The 17,457-nt window shown below is 58.8% G+C and carries 15 protein-coding genes; 2 read left to right on the forward strand and 13 right to left on the reverse strand.

Features of this window, described 5'->3' with window-relative positions:
- Positions 1 to 115 precede the first annotated feature (115 nt).
- Both TG4357_RS01080 and gltX read right to left on the reverse strand, forming a co-directional pair.
- The gene (locus TG4357_RS01080) at positions 116 to 1,411 is read right to left on the reverse strand and encodes a citrate synthase (RefSeq protein ID WP_058261020.1); all 1,296 of its coding nucleotides are present in this window, start codon (positions 1,409 to 1,411) and stop codon (positions 116 to 118) included.
- 82 nt (positions 1,412 to 1,493) lie between these two features.
- Positions 1,494 to 2,894: a glutamate--tRNA ligase gene (gene gltX, locus TG4357_RS01085; RefSeq protein WP_058261021.1), complete on the reverse strand. Its 1,401-nt coding sequence runs from the start codon at positions 2,892 to 2,894 to the stop codon at positions 1,494 to 1,496.
- 81 nt (positions 2,895 to 2,975) lie between these two features.
- Here gltX and TG4357_RS01090 point away from each other — a divergent pair, with 81 nt between their 5' ends.
- Complete coding sequence (locus tag TG4357_RS01090) at positions 2,976 to 4,976, forward strand: ComEC/Rec2 family competence protein (protein ID WP_233487405.1); 2,001 nt, start codon at positions 2,976 to 2,978, stop codon at positions 4,974 to 4,976.
- Here the strand turns inward: TG4357_RS01090 and lexA are convergent.
- The 7 genes from lexA to TG4357_RS01125 all read right to left on the reverse strand — a co-directional run bounded on the left by lexA (position 4,970) and on the right by TG4357_RS01125 (position 10,458).
- Positions 4,970 to 5,662, reverse strand: a complete 693-nt coding sequence (lexA, locus tag TG4357_RS01095; protein ID WP_058261023.1) for a transcriptional repressor LexA — start codon at positions 5,660 to 5,662, stop codon at positions 4,970 to 4,972. The two genes, TG4357_RS01090 and lexA, sit on opposite strands and share 7 nt — an antisense overlap.
- 76 nt (positions 5,663 to 5,738) lie before the next feature.
- Positions 5,739 to 6,911 (reverse strand): molybdopterin molybdotransferase MoeA, encoded by a 1,173-nt coding sequence (locus tag TG4357_RS01100; protein WP_058261024.1) that lies wholly within the window; start codon positions 6,909 to 6,911, stop codon positions 5,739 to 5,741.
- Complete coding sequence (gene moaC / locus TG4357_RS01105; protein WP_058261025.1) at positions 6,908 to 7,384, reverse strand: cyclic pyranopterin monophosphate synthase MoaC; 477 nt, start codon at positions 7,382 to 7,384, stop codon at positions 6,908 to 6,910. The genes TG4357_RS01100 and moaC overlap by 4 nt, the downstream gene beginning before the upstream one ends.
- 2 nt (positions 7,385 to 7,386) lie before the next feature.
- Positions 7,387 to 8,199, reverse strand: coding sequence for an indole-3-glycerol phosphate synthase TrpC (gene trpC, locus TG4357_RS01110; RefSeq protein ID WP_058261026.1), 813 nt, complete (start codon positions 8,197 to 8,199; stop codon positions 7,387 to 7,389).
- A complete protein-coding gene (locus TG4357_RS01115) occupies positions 8,196 to 8,858 on the reverse strand; it encodes a uracil-DNA glycosylase (RefSeq protein WP_058261027.1) in 663 nt (220 codons plus the stop codon). The genes trpC and TG4357_RS01115 overlap by 4 nt, the downstream gene beginning before the upstream one ends.
- On the reverse strand, positions 8,858 to 9,880 hold the full coding sequence (trpD, locus tag TG4357_RS01120) for an anthranilate phosphoribosyltransferase (RefSeq protein ID WP_058261028.1): 1,023 nt from the start codon (positions 9,878 to 9,880) through the stop codon (positions 8,858 to 8,860). Before trpD ends, TG4357_RS01115 begins: the two co-directional genes overlap by 1 nt.
- On the reverse strand, positions 9,877 to 10,458 hold the full coding sequence (locus TG4357_RS01125) for an anthranilate synthase component II (RefSeq protein ID WP_058261029.1): 582 nt from the start codon (positions 10,456 to 10,458) through the stop codon (positions 9,877 to 9,879). Before TG4357_RS01125 ends, trpD begins: the two co-directional genes overlap by 4 nt.
- Positions 10,459 to 10,590: 132 nt before the next feature.
- Here TG4357_RS01125 and TG4357_RS01130 point away from each other — a divergent pair, with 132 nt between their 5' ends.
- The gene (locus tag TG4357_RS01130; protein WP_058261030.1) at positions 10,591 to 12,018 is read left to right on the forward strand and encodes a divergent polysaccharide deacetylase family protein; all 1,428 of its coding nucleotides are present in this window, start codon (positions 10,591 to 10,593) and stop codon (positions 12,016 to 12,018) included.
- Here the strand turns inward: TG4357_RS01130 and TG4357_RS01135 are convergent.
- From TG4357_RS01135 to TG4357_RS01150, 4 genes are all read right to left on the reverse strand, one after another.
- Entirely contained in the window at positions 12,015 to 12,557 is a 543-nt protein-coding gene (locus tag TG4357_RS01135) for an rRNA large subunit pseudouridine synthase E (RefSeq protein ID WP_058261031.1), read from the reverse strand. The genes TG4357_RS01130 and TG4357_RS01135 overlap by 4 nt on opposite strands.
- Before the next feature lie 155 nt (positions 12,558 to 12,712).
- Positions 12,713 to 14,224, reverse strand: a complete 1,512-nt coding sequence (gene trpE / locus TG4357_RS01140; protein ID WP_058261032.1) for an anthranilate synthase component I — start codon at positions 14,222 to 14,224, stop codon at positions 12,713 to 12,715.
- Positions 14,225 to 14,239: 15 nt separating this feature from the next.
- On the reverse strand, positions 14,240 to 16,066 hold the full coding sequence (locus TG4357_RS01145; protein WP_233487406.1) for a peptidyl-prolyl cis-trans isomerase: 1,827 nt from the start codon (positions 16,064 to 16,066) through the stop codon (positions 14,240 to 14,242).
- Between the two features lie 52 nt (positions 16,067 to 16,118).
- On the reverse strand, positions 16,119 to 17,315 hold the full coding sequence (locus TG4357_RS01150; RefSeq protein ID WP_058261034.1) for an aminotransferase: 1,197 nt from the start codon (positions 17,313 to 17,315) through the stop codon (positions 16,119 to 16,121).
- Positions 17,316 to 17,457: the final 142 nt, after the last annotated feature.

A 17,457-nucleotide genomic window follows, 5' to 3' on the forward strand; every position in this document is an offset into this window, starting at 1 on the left:
TTGCCCAGATTGCACAGCCTGTTTCAAATCTACAAGCTAGGCTTGTCACTGTGGTACAAACGAAAATACCCCGGCAAAATTTTGCCGGGGTATTTTTTGACTTAGAAAGTCCCGCTTATCGGTTTTCCACGTCCACGTAATCACGGGCGGTTTCACCCAGGTAAAGCTGACGCGGACGACCAATCTTGTTTTGTGGATCGGCGATCATTTCTTTCCACTGGCTGACCCAGCCGACGGTGCGCGACAGCGCAAAGATCGGGGTGAACATCGAGGTCGGGAACCCCATCGCTTCGAGGATGATGCCCGAATAGAAGTCCACGTTCGGGAACAGTTTCTTGGACACGAAATATTCATCGTGCAGCGCAATCTGTTCCAGTTCCTTGGCGACTTGCAGTAACGGGTTGTCTTCGACACCCAGCAGTTCCAGAACCTCGTCTGCAGACTGCTTCATCACGGTCGCGCGCGGGTCCATGTTTTTGTAAACACGGTGACCGAACCCCATCAGGCGGAACGGATCGTTCTTGTCCTTGGCGCGGGCGATGTATTCGGGGATGCGGTCGGGCGTACCGATTTCGCGCAGCATTTCCAGACATGCCTGATTGGCGCCACCATGAGCAGGCCCCCAAAGACAGGCGATGCCAGCGGCGATGCAGGCGAACGGGTTGGCGCCCGAAGACGAAGCCAAACGCACGGTCGAAGTCGACGCGTTCTGTTCGTGATCCGCATGAAGGGTGAAAATCCGGTCCATCGCGCGGCTCAGGATCGGGTTCACGTGGTATTCTTCTGCCGGCACGCTGAAACACATATGCAGAAAATTCGCCGCATAATCCAAATCGTTGCGCGGATAGACGAAGGGCTGACCGATCGAATACTTGTATGCCATCGCGGCGATGGTCGGCATCTTCGCAATCAACCGGTGCGACGCGATTTCACGCTGCTGCGAATCTGAAATATCAGTCGAATCATGATAGAAGGCCGACATTGCGCCGACAACACCCACCATGGTTGCCATCGGATGCGCATCGCGGCGGAACCCGCGGAAGAAATTGTGCATCTGTTCGTGGATCATGGTGTGGCGGGTAATGGTAAGTTCGAACTTTTCCAGTTCGGCCGCGGTCGGCAATTCACCATAAAGCAGCAGATAGCAGACTTCCAGATAGTGTGATTTCGAAGCAAGTTGACCGATTGGGTAGCCACGGTGCAGCAACACGCCTTCGTCACCGTCGATATAGGTGATGGTGCTATCGCAGGACGCAGTCGAGGTAAAACCGGGGTCATAGGTAAACACATGGCCTTGAGCATAAAGCTTGCGGATGTCGATTACATTTGGGCCCTCGGACGGGGTGAACATGGGCAATTCAAGCGTCTTGCCGTCAAAACTCAGCGTTGCGGTTTTGGTGGATTCAGTCATGGTTTTCCCTTCATCACGAAGCCACTGTGTCGGACGACACGGGCATTATTCTTTTTTTTTGCTCTGACCGGTGACTATCCTGTCAGGCAGCAGCGTCGGTCAACCGGGCAAGTGTTTCGGCCTGCCCAAGGACCAGCATCATGTCGAACACGCTCGGGGTTGCCGCACGGCCCGCCAAAGCTGCCCTGAGAGGGCCCGCAAGTTTGCCAAACTTCATTTCCCGCGCTTCGGCGAATTGGTTGGCAACTGCTTCCAAATCCTCTCGCGACCAGCTAGCATTTTGCAAATGCGGCGTCAATTCTTTCAGTATACCACGGGATACATCATCAAGGTTTTTAGCCGCTTTTTCATCTGGTTGAATAGGACGGTCTGCCAAGGCGAACTCCGCCTTTTCAATAAGTTGTGGAAATGTTTTGGCACGGTCTTTGAGGCAGTACATCGCCTTACGTAGAAGTACTGACTTTGCGTCGTCCAGTTGTGGTTGACCGATTGCGGACAGGAATGCCTGCAATTCATGCAGCAGTGCAGCATCATCAGCAGCGGCGATATGCTGACCGCAAAGGTTTTCCAGTTTTTTGAAATCGAACCGGGCCGGAGCTTTGCCAATCCCGCCCAGATCGAACCACTCTTTCGCCTGCTCGTCGGTAAAAAATTCGTCATCCCCGTGGCTCCAACCCAGCCGCGCCAGGTAATTACGCATGCCCGCCGCCGGATAGCCCATTTTCTGATATTCATCGACGCCAAGCGCGCCGTGACGTTTGGACAGTTTTTTGCCGTCCGGCCCATGGATCAAGGGAATATGCGCCCAGACGGGAACATCCCATTCCATCGCGTCATAGATCATCATCTGGCGCGCCGCATTGTTCAGGTGATCATCACCCCGGATCACATGGGTCACGCCCATATCATGGTCATCGACGACAACGGCCAACATATAGACCGGGGTACCATCGGACCGTAACAAGATCATATCATCGAGCTGATCGTTGCGGATCGTCACATCGCCCTGCACCTGATCATGCACCACCGTTTCGCCCCCCTGCGGTGCCTTTATCCGAACCACGTAAGGGGCATCGGGATGGTTCGCCGGATCAGCATCGCGCCAAGGGCTGCGGAACAAAGTCGATTTTCCTTCGGCCCGGGCTTCATCACGAAATTGTTGAATTTCCTCCTGCGTGGCGAAGCATTTATAGGCCTTGCCCTCGGAGAGCAGCTGTTCGGCTACGGCGACATGACGCGCGGCGCTTTCGAATTGGCTGACAACGTCATCATCGTGATCCAGCCCCAACCAATCAAGACCTTTCAGGATCGCGTCGGTCGCTTCGGGGGTCGACCGTTCTCGGTCGGTGTCTTCGATCCGCAGCAGGAACTTGCCGCCACGACCGCGGGCATAAAGCCAGTTGAACAGCGCCGTGCGGGCACCGCCGATATGAAGATAGCCCGTGGGCGATGGTGCGAAACGGGTCACGATCTGAGAAGACATGCGGGTTTAACCTTTCGGTAACCAGGAGGGGAGTAGCGTTTTCGCCTGTCTATCTACCTGCCGATGCAAGGACAAGACTTGGTGCCCTTTAACGGAATAGGAACAGCGCTTCTGGCGCAGCGGGGGGCGTTGCTTCCCTGGGGGCCGGTTTGCCTGGGCATAGGGATCGGAATCTATTTTCAATTACCGACAGAACCAACATCGACCGTTCAGATTCTGCTGCTTGCCACCGCGATTTGCGCGACATTTGCAGCGATGCGGACCAGCCCGGCAATTTCACCGCTATTCTGGGCGATGGCGCTGATCGCATTCGGTAGTTTGTGGGCTGGCGTGCGCAGCCATTGGGTCGCGGCACCGGTGCTGCAATACCGATATTACGGCCCGGTCGAAGGTCGGGTAACTGCGATCGACCGATCCAGCAGCGATGCGCTGCGGCTGACATTGGACCGGGTCGTTTTATCCCGCCATAGCCCGGGCAAAACCCCGGCGCGGATACGGGTGGCATTGCACGGGGAACAGAACGGATACCGGCCAGCCCCGGGCGACACTGTGATCCTGACCGCGCATCTGTTGCCTCCGTCCGGACCTGCGGAACCGGGTGGTTTCGATTTTCAACGGCATGCCTGGTTTCAACGGATTGGCGCGGTCGGGTATACCCGTACAGCCGTGTTGTTGTTGCAACCACGCCGTGCAGGACTTCCAATTGTCGCCGCACGAATAGCCTTTTCGGTCCGGGTGCAGGCGGTTCTGCCGGACGAATCCGGGGCATTCGCTGCGGCGGTGATGACCGGCGATCGGTCTGCTATGGGACAAAGCACCCTACAGGCGTTGCGCCGGTCCAATCTGGCGCATCTGTTGGCGATATCAGGGTTACATATGGGACTGGTTGCCGGATTCGTCTTTGCCTTGATCCGGATGATACTGGCGTTGATCCCCGGTGCCGGTCTGCGTATCGCGGTCAAGAAAATTGCCGCATTGGCAGCCCTGACCGTGGCAGCGGGGTATCTGATCCTGTCGGGTGGTAATGTCGCAACCGAACGGGCCTTTGTCATGGTTGCGGTGTTCCTTTTGGCCATTGTATTCGACCATCGCGCGTTATCGTTGCGCGCGGTCGCGGTGGCGGCAGTTGTCGTTCTGTTGCTTAGGCCCGAAAGCCTGTTAAGCCCGGGGTTTCAGATGTCGTTTGCTGCTACGACCGCTTTGGTGTCCGTTTTCAGTTTTCTGCGGGATAGCGGATGGTTGGCCGGACGCACCTTGTTTCAGCGCGTGTTTGCGATGTTCCTGTCCTCCGCCGTAGCAGGGGCCGCGACCGCGCCTTTTGCTGCAGCCCATTTCAACCAGATCGCGGTTCTGGGCCTGCCGGCAAATCTGCTTTCGGTACCGTTGATGGGGATTCTGGTGATACCGGCGGCTGTTCTGGCCACATTGCTGATGCCGTTTGGGGCAGAGGTTCCGGTGATGTGGTTGATGGGGCTGGGATTGCGTTGGATTTTGACGGTGGCGCGTTTCGTGTCGGAACAGGATGGCGCGGTGCGGATGGTTCAAAGCCCGGATTGGCGCGTATTGCCGGTTTTCGCCTTGGCGGCCTTGGTCGTGATGTTATGGCGCGGGCGGGGCAGATGGGTCGGCACTATGACAATGATCATTGCATTGATCCTGTGGCGTCAAAGCGAACGGCCCGATCTGTTGATCGCCGAAGACGGCGCATTGGTCGGGATGATGACGACCAAGGGCAGGGCGATGAGCAAGGAAAACGGATCCGGTTTCGTTGCCGCGATCTGGTTGGAAAACGATGGCGATCCAGCCCCCCAAATTAAGGCGGCACACCGTTGGCCAGAACAGAAAAGTGTGGTTCAGGTCGTTTCCGGTAAAAAGGCGGCAGCAGGTGCGACCTGCAACAAGGGAGAATGGCTAATCGGCAATAACGATATTGCACAGAATTTGCCCTGTCGGGTCTTTGACCCGACCCGGTTGCGCGCAACCGGGTCGGTGGCGGTCTATTTCTCCGATACCGGCCCCAGAATCGTTACCGCCCGCCAATTGGCGGGCGACAGACCTTGGACGTCGTTCCAGTCTCAGTAACTGCGGATCAAACCGACCAGACGGCCCTGAACTTTGACCATGTGGTCAGGCAAAACACGGGTTTCATAAACCGGATTGGCCGCTTCCAACGCAATACTGTTGCCTTTGCGGCGAAAAGTTTTCAGCGTCGCTTCTTGATCTTCCACCAACGCCACCACGATATCGCCGTTCTGCGCGGTGTTGGTTTCGCGGATGATCACCACGTCGCCGTCATTGATGCCGGCATTGATCATCGAATCGCCCTTCACCTCGAGCGCGTAATGATTGCCCTGACTGCTGAGCATTGACCCGGGCACCGCAATGTGACGCGACGTATGGCTAATTGCTTCGATCGGGACACCGGCGGCGATCTGGCCCATTACGGGCAATTCCATCGCGTGAACCGGCTCAATCGGCATTGCATCGCGCGGTGTGGTTTCGGGCCTGCCGCCGTTGATCACCTTGGGGGTGAAGCCGGCGTTGCCGCTCAGGCTTTCGGGCAGTTTCACGATTTCAATCGCGCGGGCCCGGTGCGCCAAACGGCGAATGAAGCCGCGTTCTTCCAACGCGGTGATCAGGCGGTGAATACCCGATTTGGACCGCAGGTTCAGTGCTTCTTTCATTTCATCGAAGGATGGTGGAACGCCATCGCGCTGCATGCGCTTGTGAATGAATGTCAGCAGATCGAGCTGTTTTTTCGTCAGCATGAACGCCCCCTCCGGGTTAAGCGGTTTGGGTTTGTTCTACACATGTTCCCGTTTTGTGTCAATGGCGAGGCGATGATCAAAATGGAATATAGTCGACCATATGGCCCGCAGGTCGCGCCGGGTCGCCGATCGGGCGGATCAGCAAGCCATTTGCGCGGCTCAGTACCGACAAAAGCGAACTGTCCTGATTGTCCAGCGGCGTCAGCAACCCGTCTGATACCACGGCGCGCATATAATGTTCGCGCGATCCGTTGGCCGAAATATCGGTGGCAAGTTCCACTTGCCGCACCCCGGGGGCCTGTGCCGGTAGGCCCAGCATGGCCTGGATCACTGGCACCGCGAACAGTATGCCGCACACCATGGCCGACACCGGGTTACCCGGCAAACCGATCATCATCGCGCCGTCGATGGTTCCCGCCATCAACGGTTTGCCCGGACGCATGGCGACCTTGTAAAACGCGCGCTGCAATCCCAGATCGGCCGCCACCTGCGCCACCAGATCGTGATCGCCAACAGAAGCCCCGCCAATCGTGATGACAAGATCGGCTCCCTTGGCCAGATCCAGCGCTGTTTTCAAAGAGGCCACATTGTCCCGCGCGATCGGCAGAATCCGGGTTTGTGCCCCGGCCTGATCGAACAGCGCCTTCAACCCGAACGTGTTCGAGGCGATGATCTGATCCGGACCGGGGGTTTCGCCGGGCATCACCAATTCATCTCCGGTGGAAATCAGCGTCACGTCTGGCTGGCGCGTGACCGGTACTTCGGCAATATTCATCGACGCCAGCAATGCAATATCGGCAGGGCCCAGACGTTTCGGCGCTGCAAATACCTGACCTTCGGCAAAATCGCCGCCGGCGGGGCGGATATTGGAATTGTCGCCGGTGTCCCCGGTGATCGTGATGGTGTCGCCGACCCGGTCGACATCTTCCTGTATCACGACAAATCCGACATCGTCAGGCACCGGCGCACCGGTGAAAATGCGTACGGCTTGTCCCAGCGCAACCGGACCGATGAACCGCGAACCGGCGGCGGCTTCACCGATGACCCGAAAAGATGCGCCTTTAGAAACCTCGTCGGCGCGCAGCCCATAACCATCCATCGCCGACGCGGCAAAGGGAGGCTGGGTGCGTTTCGCGCTGACATCGTGGGCCAGAACGCGGCCCAAAGCCTTGACCAGCGGCACGGTTTCTTCGGCCATCTGCGGGGCCAGATCGAACAGCAGGGCGCGAGCGTCTTTAACCGTAATCATTTTGTTTCATACCGTCCCGATTTGCCGCCGTCTTTCAAAGTCACGTGGATGCCGCCGATTTCCATCGCCTTATCGACCGCCTTGATCATGTCATAGACGGTCAGGGCGGCGGTACTGACGGCCGTCAGCGCCTCCATCTCGACGCCGGTCTGGCCGGTTGTCTTCACCGTCGCTTCGATCCGCACGCCCGGCAGATCCGAGTCCAGCGTCAGATCGACGGCGACCTTGGTGACGGGCAGGGGATGGCAAAGCGGAATCAGGTCGGGCGTCTTCTTGGCCCCCATGATCCCCGCCAGCCGCGCCACGCCCAGAACGTCGCCTTTCTTGGCCCTGCCTTCGGAAATCATCTCAAAGGTATCGTGCGCCATCCGGACCCAACCTGCAGCAGTGGCGATCCGCGATGTCACCGCCTTGTCGGACACATCCACCATATGCGCGTCGCCCTTGGCGTCGAAATGGGTCAGCCCGGCCATGCTCACATACCCGCCGCAGTCAAAGGATGCGCAAGTAGCGTCCTTGTGGCCATTTCGACGTTGTCATTGCGCATCAGGCTTTCGCCGATCAGGAAACAACGGGCGCCGTAGCGGGCCATTTCGGTCAGATCTTCGGGCGAATTCAGACCGCTTTCGGACACCAACATCCGGTCGGCAGGAACGTATTTCGACAGGGTACGGGTGGTGTCGAGCGAGGTTTCAAAGGTTTTCAGGTTGCGGTTGTTGATGCCAATCAGCGGCGATTTCAACAGGGTCGCGCGTTCCAATTCGTCGCCATCATGCACTTCGATCAGCGCATCCATTCCCCAGTCCAATGCAGCCGATTCCAATTCCTGCGCCTGCGCGTCGCTGACGCTTGCCATGATGATAAGGATACAGTCCGCACCCAATGCACGGGCTTCGGCCACCTGATAGGTGTCATACATGAAATCCTTGCGCAGCACTGGCAGCGACACTGCTGCGCGCGCCGCGACGAGGAAATCCTTGCCCCCTTGGAACGAGGGTGTATCGGTCAGCACCGACAGGCAGGTGGCACCACCATCCTCATAGGCCTTGGCCAATTCAGCCGGATTGAAATCCTCCCGGATCAATCCCTTGGATGGGCTGGCCTTTTTGATTTCGGCGATCAAACCGTATCCCGACCGGCTGGCTTTCTGGAGCGCATCGGCAAAAGGGCGAACCGGCGATGCGGTGCGGGCCTCCGCCTCCACCGATTCCAGCGGCTTGGCAGCCTTGTCGGCGGCCACTTCTTCCAGCTTATAGGCTTTTATCTTGTCGAGAACCGTTGCGGTCATTCTGCCTCCGAATTCCGGGCCCAGTCGATTACGGGCTCCCCTCGGTTCTTAAGCCATGTGTTCACTGCTGAAAATGGTTTTGACCCGAAAAATCCACGCGACGCCGAAAGCGGCGAGGGATGAGCCGATTTGATGACAAGGTGATCGCCGGGTCGGATGTGATCCGCCAGCGCCTGCGCTGGCTTACCCCAGAGGATGTAAGCGGTGGGTTTGTCCGCGGTCTTTTCCAGCACCTGATGCGCAAGAGCCTGCCAGCCCAATGCCTTGTGCCCGTGTGCTTCGCCAGCCGGGACGCTCAGCACAGTATTGAGCAGCAGAACCCCCTGACGCGCCCAACCACGCAGATCGCCGGTTGTCGGCACTGCGCCAATATCGTCCTGCATCTCTTTGAAAATATTTAGCAAAGACCGGGGCAGGGGAGTCACATCCGGTTCTACCGAAAAAGCCAGCCCATGGGCATGTCCCGGTGTCGGATAGGGATCCTGACCCAATATTACCACCCGGGTGTTTTCGGGTTGGGTCAGTTGCAAGGCAGCGAAACGCTGCACTTGGGGCGGCAGAATATCGCGGTCGTCCTGCGCGATTGCCGCTTCGATACCGGGCCAGTCGGAGGCGAAAAAATCCAGATCCCGCCATGCGCCGATATCCGGTAGTGCCATCAGGTGGACTCGGACGTGATGCGCGCCAGCATTTCCAGCTTGGCCGTGGCCGCCCCGCTATCGATGCTTTCGCGCGCGAGCGCCACGCCATCCTTCAGATCGTCCACTTTGCCCGCGATATGCAGCGCTGCGGCGGCGTTCAGCAACACCGCATCGCGATAGGCAGACTTTTCCCCCGCCAAAAGCGCCCGAAAAGCCGCAGCGTTTTCGTCGGGTTCGCCCCCGATGATGGCTTCGAACGGATGCACCGGCAGACCGAAATCTTCCGGATGCAGGTCCAGATCTGTGACGGTGCCGTCTTCATTCAACGACGCGACATAGGTTTCGCCGGTAATGGTCATTTCATCGGTGCCGTCCGATCCATGCACCAACCAGGCCTTTTCGCTGCCCAGAGCCCCAAGCGTTTCTGCCATCGGTCGGATCATCGCGCGGCTGAACGCACCGGTCAGCTGCCGTTTTACCCCTGCCGGATTGGTCAGCGGCCCCAGAATGTTGAAAATCGTCCGCGTCCCCAGTTCGGCCCGCGCCGGGCCGACATGGGCCATGGCCGGATGATGCATCGGTGCCATCATGAACGCGATCCCGGCTTCTTTCAAAGCCTTTTCAACCACTTTCGGGCCAACCATCACGTTGATACCCATCTGGGACTGGACGTCCGCCGTGCCGGATTTCGAACTCAGATTACGGTTGCCATGCTTGGCCACCGGCACACCCGCGCCCGCCACCACAAAGGCGGTGGCAGTGGAAATGTTCAGCGTATGTTTGCCATCGCCGCCGGTACCGACGATATCCATCGCGCCATCGGGCGCTTTGACCTTGTGGCATTTCTCCCGCATGACGGTTGCGGCGGCGGTATATTCGTCGACCGTTTCCCCGCGCGTGCGCAGCGCCATCAACAACCCGCCGATCTGCGCCGGGGTGGCTTCGCCGTTGAACAGGATGGCAAAGGCGGTTTCGGCTTCTTCCCGGCTCAACACCCGGTCGGCGGCGGCTCCGATCAGCGGTTTCAGTGCATCGCTCATGCCGGTACCTTCATGACATCAAGGAAATTCTGCAGCAGTTTGTGACCATGCTGCGACGCGATGGATTCAGGGTGGAACTGCACCCCGTGGATCGGAAGGTCCTTGTGCTGCACCCCCATGATCGTACCGTCTTCCAGTTCGGCCGTGATTTCCAGGCAATCGGGGAGGGTGTCGCGATCAACCACCAGCGAATGATAGCGGGTCGCCTCGAACGGGCTGGGCAGCCCGGCGAACAGCCCCTTGCCGGTATGATGTATCAGCCCCATCTTGCCATGCACGATTTCATGGCAACGCACCACCTTGCCGCCAAAGGCCTGGCCGATGGTCTGATGACCCAGGCAAACCCCCAGAAGCGGCGTTTTCGTTTCCGCAGCAGCCGTTGTCAGCGCCAGACAAATCCCCGCTTGATCGGGATCACAGGGCCCCGGTGACAATAAAATCCCTTCCGGCCGCATCGCCATCGCATCCTGCACGGTCAGCGCATCGTTGCGGCGGACTTCGATTTCGGCCCCCAATTCACCTAAATAGTGAACAAGGTTGTAGGTGAAACTGTCATAATTATCGATCAGCAGAAGCATCTGGACTATCTTTGCAATTGGGGGCTGGAGGCCCATCGTCATCACGTTATACTTGTTCAGGCTTGCGCCGGAGCGTCAAGGGGGGCAAACCGCGCAGCAGAATGATGGGGCAGTAGCTTAAGGGGACAAATCTTGGCCAAAGGAGCATTGGGCGGATTTCTTACCGGCGCGGCGGTTGTGTTGGTCGCGGCCGCGACGGTATCGGTGATGACGGCACTGGAAACGCCCCGTCCTGACGCGGCCGCCGTCGAAGTTCCAGCAGGTTCAGAATTTGACGGTGCGCGCGACGATACCCAAGCCAGCCTACCTATGGCAGATCCGGTTGACCGCACACCGGAAACATCCCGCGCCACCGAACCGCGACCCGACGACCTGAACAATGTGTCGGAAGACCAGCTGACCCCAGGCGATCAGCCAAAACCGGTCGAAGCCGAAACCGGCATGACCGCGCCGGAAACGGAAACGGCACCGTTGGCGATTGCAGCGCCCGATACCGGTAGCCAGACGCCAGCAATGATCGAAACGCCTGCCCCCCCCGAAGTACCAGCCGATGAGAACCTGTCGATTTCGACCACCCCGGCCCAGCCGGTCTTGCCCGAAGCCAGCGAAAGCTCGGCCTTCCGGTCGGATGAGCCGATTTCCGAACCTGCCCCTTCGGTCGAAGTTCCTCGGCCATCACGACAAGAAGACCGCGAACCGGCCCAGATCGTAGCACTTGACCCCGACACATCGGCAGAGCGGCCTATGTCATTGTCACGTATCGGAGAGTCCCAGGAAAAGACCCCGCGCATCGGGACCCCGGTCGGCCGTCTGACCGATCAGCCGATCGAAGAAGATGTCTCAGAACCCGCTGCGGATATCCCCGCTAGTGCCGTTCTAAAACCCCCTCTCGATGCTTTCTCAGCCCGTTTCAACAACCCCGAAGACAAACCGCTGATGGCGATCTTGCTGCTCGATCACGGCGACAGCAAGATCGGACTGGAGGCGCTGGCAAGCTTTCCCTATCCGCTCAGTTTCGCCGTGGACGCGACCAGCCCCAACGCCAAATCCGCCATGCAACGGTACCGCGATGCCGGATTCGAAGTTTTGGCACTGTCGGACATCCCTCTGGGGGCAACGGCGGCTGATACCGAAATGCTGTTGCGGGCCACCTTGCGCGAATTGCCCGAAACCGTCGCCGTAATGGAAGGCGATCAGAGCGGCTTGCAGGCGGACAAAGTCGTGTCCGATCAGGCTGCGGCGCTGTTGGCGGAAACCGGCCATGGCTTGGTGCTGTTTCCTAAAGGCCTCAACACCGCACAGAAGCTTGCCGTCAAGGCAGGGGTACCTGCGGTGACGGTGTTCCGAGATTTCGATGGTCAGGACCAAAACGCCTCGGTGATCCGTCGCTTTCTTGATCAGGCGGCCTTCAAGGCCCGCCAATCCGAAACTGGCGTGATCATGGTCGGGCGTCTGCGCGCCGAAACCATATCGGCGCTGTTGCTTTGGGGGTTGCAGGATCGTGCCAGCCAAGTGGCGCTTGCACCTGTTTCTGCGGTTTTGAACGCGGCGCTGCGCTAGGCGTCGCGCCACTGGCCGGGGGCTAACCCCGCAACGCTCCAGTCGCCAATCCCTCCCCGGATCAGCCGCAACGTCGGAAATCCCACCGCCGCCGTCATCCGCCGCACCTGCCGGTTTCGGCCTTCGCTGATCGTCAGGGCCAGCCAACTGTCTGGCACCGATTTGCGGTACCGTATCGGCGGATTGCGCGGCCAGATATCCGGCGCGTCCATCGCCTCGGCCTTGGCAGGACGCGTCATTCCATCCTTCAACGCCACCCCACGCCGCAACTGCTCAAGCGCCTGTTCCGTTACGGTGCCTTCGACCTGAACCCAATAGGTTTTTTCCATCTTGTTGCGGGGATTGGAAATGCGCGCCTGCAAGGCGCCGTTATCGGTTAGAACCATCAATCCTTCGCTGTCCCGGTCCAGACGTCCGGCCGGATACACCTCCGGCACGTCGATGAAATCAGACAATGTCGCCCGTTTGCTGCCCGCAAGTCCCTTGTCGGTAAACTGTGACAATACATCGAATGGTTTGTTGAACAGGATCACCCGCATCGCCGCAGATCCTTTTCGTATTTCATCTTGGTCCAAATACTCCGGGGGAGGCGCGCAAGGCGCGACGGGGGCAGCGCCCCCAAATTGCCGAGGCGGCGGCTGCAAGCCGGCACCGAGACAGAACTGCGCCCGGCCAAAGGCCGGGCCCGATCAGATCAATCATTGCCGTCGCGGGTAAACCGCGCCGCATCCGCCGCCGCCCGCCGGATCGCGTTCGACTTGTGAACGGTCTCCATATATTCTGCTTCGGGATCGCTGTCATAGACGACACCGCCCCCGGCTTGAATATAGAGCTTACGGTCCTTTACGATGGCGGTCCGCAGCGCGATGCACATATCCATATCGCCACCGGCGCTGAAATAGCCCAAGCCACCGCCATAGACGCCACGTTTTTCTGGCTCCAGCTCGTCGATGATTTCCATCGCGCGCACCTTGGGGGCGCCGGAAACGGTACCCGCAGGCATGCCCGCAAAGAAGGCGCTCAGCGCGTCTTGATCCTCGGCCAGTTCGCCCTCCACGTTCGACACGATATGCATCACATGTGAATAGCGTTCGATGATGAATTTTTCGGTCGGATGCACCGATCCAATCTTGGCCACTCGGCCGACATCGTTGCGACCCAGATCCAGCAGCATCAGATGTTCCGCCAATTCCTTCTTGTCGGCCAGAAGGTCGGCTTCCAGCGCCTTGTCTTCTTCCGGCGTTGCCCCGCGCGGACGGGTGCCGGCAATCGGGCGGATGGTGATCTGACGATCAAAGACCCGCACCAGGATTTCGGGGCTGGCCCCGACCACCTGAAAACCGCCGAAATTGAAATAGAACATGAAAGGCGACGGGTTGGTGCGCCGAAGCGACCGATACAAAGCGAAAGGCGGCAGCGGGAAATCCTGGGTCCAACGCTGGCTTGGCACGACCTGGAAAATATCACCGGCGCGGATATACTCCTTGGCCTTTTCGACCGCCGCCATATAGGCACCCTTGCTGAAATTCGACTCCGGCGGCGCGATTTCCTCGGCCTCGCCCAGATCCCGGGCCTGCTGGGGCAGGGCGCGTTCCATGTCGCGGACCGCGTCCATCACCCGCTCGGCAGCCTGAGCATAAGCGGCACGAGCCGACTGAGATACGTCGATCCAGGCGGGGGACACCACCGTGACCTCACCTTTGACCCCATCCAGAACCGCCACCACGGACGGTCGCAGCATCACCGCATCGGGCAGGCCCAGAGGATCGGGATTCACATCCGGAAGGTGTTCCACCAAGCGGATCGTATCATAGCCAAGATACCCGAACAGTCCCGCCGATGCGGCGGGCAGATCCGGCGGCAGATCGATCCGGCTTTCGGCGATCAGGGCACGCAGATTGTCCAGCGGATCACCTGACTGATCTTCGAAAGCATCCGAATCGAACCGCGCGGCGCGGTTGATCCGGCTGGTGTCGCCATGACATTTCCAGATCACATCGGGTTTCAAACCGATGATCGAATAGCGGCCGCGCACTTCACCGCCGGTCACGGATTCCAATACAAAGGCATCTTTTTGCGCACCAGTTAGTTTCAGCATCAAAGATACCGGCGTGTCCAGATCGGCGGCCATTCTGGCATAAACCACCTGATTTTCACCCGCTTCATAGGCGCGGGCAAAATCGTCGAAAGAGGGGATCAGTTCCACAGGTCCTGTCCTAACTTAACGGAAATTGGCATGAACCGCGTTCAACGCAGTCTGATCCAGTTGTATCCCGGCTTCGGACTGGATCGAACGGGCATAGGCTGCATAGATATCCTGTGCCATGCCGGAACCGGCCTGCTGCAACAGCGACGCGCGGAAGCTTTCGACCTCGGCGTCGGCCTGATCGGGTTCCAGAACGTCATCCAATCGGACAATGGCAACACTGTCAGTGGCGCTGATCACCGTGACATCGCCGGGTTTCATTTCAAAAACGGTATCGAGAAACGTTTCGTCAGTGTCCGGGATGAACTGATCGCGGGTGATGTCTGTTTCCATCTGCGCGGTCAATCCCAGCGCCGCCATGTCTTCACCGGCCACCAGTTTGGTCACCAAATCCTGCGCTTGATCCGCAAGCGCCTTGGTGCGGGCCTGGCCCAGCCACCCATCAATAACCGCGCTGCGCACCGAATTCAGATCCTGAAGCTTGGCTGGGATTTCCTGTTCCAGCCGCAACGCAACGATGCCGCCATCGTCAAGATGGATCACCGCAGGGTAATCGTCTGGCTGAACCGTTTCAGCGGCGTCCCGGAACGCGGAATAGGCTGCAATAGGATCGGGTGCGTCGGCATGCCAGTCAATGCTGCTCAGCTTCATGTCCGCTTCGCTTAGCAATTCTTCCAAGGTTGCGCCACCGGCCAACAGGTCGTCAACGGTTTCGGCGACGGTTTCGATTTTGCGCCGCGCCGCGTCCGAGGCCAGTTCACCCTGCAATTCCGCGCGTACGTCTTCCAAGCTCACGCTTTGCCCCTGTAACACACCGTTGATCCGGAACAGTGCCGGACCAAGCGAGGTTTCGAACGGCCCCACGACATCGTTCACATCCGCATTGAAAACTGCGCCGCCTGCAGTCCCCAATTCGTCTTGGGCAACGTCCCCCATATCGACGTCCTGCAATTCCAACCCGCGCGCTGCTACAAGGGTTTCAAAATCGGTCTCGTTGCGTTCCAGCGCCACCTTGGCGGCTTCACCAGCAGCCAGATCGGAGAAGATCAAACGTTCGACCAGACGCCGTTCCGGCGTGTTGAACTCTTCGCCCCGACTTTCATACAGCGCCCTGATCCGGTCTTCCTCGACCGGAATATCAGCAACCAGATCGTCGGGCGACAGCCAGGCATAAGTGATCCGTTTCACTTCAGGCGTGGTGAAATCCGCAGCGTTTTCTTTGTGATAAGCGATCAGGTCTTCTTCGCTTGGCTCCGGCAGATCGACAACAAGATCTGTCGCGCTCAACCGGGCCCATGTGAAATTGCGTCGCTCGGCGGCATAATCGACCAATGTCTTGGCATAGGTATCAGGCATCGATACACTTGATACCACCGCGCTTTGAAGCATTCCGCGCACGCTGTCGGCGCGGAGTTGTTCTTCGAACTTGGCTTCGGTCATCCCGATCCGGTCCAACTGGAATTTATAAGCTTCGCGGTCAAACCCGTTCGGGCCTTGAAAAACGTCCAGTTCGACGATCTGGCGGCTAAGATTTTCATCGCCGATCGACAGCCCGATATTTTGCGCCTCATTGTCCAGCGCAGCTTGGCCAATCAGTCGGCCCAGCACATTGCCGTCAATGCCGAATGCTTCGATCTGATCGAACGTCAACGACGTGCCGGTCTGCGCTTCGACAGCGCGGATATCTTCTTGCAAGGCACGGGCATAGTCATCGACCGTGATGTCAATATCGCCAACCGATCCGACATTGCGGATATTGCCCGACAGGTTGCTGACGCCGAAGCCGCCAAGACCCAGTATCAGAAGCCCCATCAAGCCCCACATGAATGTTTTCGAGGTCACGCCGCTCGCCATATTCGTCCTGCCTTGGGTCTTAAATTTCGTTCAATCGTGTTTAGGCCGAGACCCGGTTGGGCACAAGGGCCGAGCGCAGCCCGCCAAGCCTCTCGAACAAGTGGCCAATCCCGGCCCGGTCGATATTGGCAAAGGCGATGCGCAACTGGCGTAATCCGGCAGGATCGTCCGTCGGCATGAACATGGTGCCGGGCAGGGCCAGCACGCCGATGGCTTCGACCATTTCTTGCGCCAGTTGATCCGATCCGCGCTTGAAGGGATGTTCGACATAGGCGAAATAAGCCCCGGCGCCCAACAGTTTCCAACCTTGGTCGGCAAGTGCCGGAAATCCGTCTTCTATCGCGGCCCGGCGGTCGAGTATTTCAGCCCGTTCGCCGGCCAGCCACTGGCCCAGATTGCGCATCCCCCAAAGTGCTGCCTGCTGGCCCAGCTGATTGGGGCAGATGGTGACGGTGTCGAGGAATTTTTCCACCTCGGCCAGCCGCGCGGGTGCGGCGACCATCGCACCGACCCGATGACCGGTCAGCCGGTACGCCTTGGAAAAAGAATAAAGCTGGATCAGCGTATCATCCCAATCGGGATCGGTAAAAAGATCGTGCGCCGGTCCGCTTTGGCTGTGAAAATCGCGATAGGTTTCATCCACGATCAACGCGATACCGGCCTTGCGGGCGACATCACGGAAGGCGGCGATCAGCTCAGCGGGGTATTCCACCCCACCGGGATTGTTCGGCGTCACCAGTACAATGGCGCGGGTTCGGTCAGTGATCATGGCCTCGGCCAGATCGGGGTCAGGCAGCAATCCCGCCCCTGTCGGCAATGGTGTCGCCCGAACCCCGGTCATATCGAGCCACATTTTGTGATTGAAATACCATGGGGTTGGCAGGATGACTTCATCCCCTTCGCCGGTCAGCGTCATTATCGCGGCACAAAAAGCCTGATTGCAGCCGGACGTAATACAGACATTTTGCGCGCCAATATCGCCGCCATAGCCAGTTGCGAACTGGTCGGCCACTTCCTGACGCAGTTCGGGCAGCCCCAGAACCGGGCCGTAAAGATGCGCTTGCGGCAGATTCATCGCCGCATCGGCAATCGCCTGTCGCAACGGTTCGGGAGGTAAATCGACCGGCGCGGCCTGACTGACGTTGATCAAGGGACGGTCTGGCGGAAACGTAACGCCTTCGATCCAGCGTCGGGATTCCATAACCGGGGACGGGAAAGTCTGTGTCGTACGGATCATATTCGGGTCCTTGCCTGTATGCGACGCAGCGAGGATAACCTCAGATGTCACCGGCACAAGCGGGATATGCACGACTGCGCTAGGTTTGATGACCAACCACTGGGAACGCAGTGGCAAGATAGGCCGGCAGGTAATCATTTCG

Source organism: Thalassovita gelatinovora (genome assembly GCF_001458355.1).
In the GTDB taxonomy this organism is placed as follows: Bacteria; Pseudomonadota; Alphaproteobacteria; order Rhodobacterales; family Rhodobacteraceae; genus Thalassobius; species Thalassobius gelatinovorus.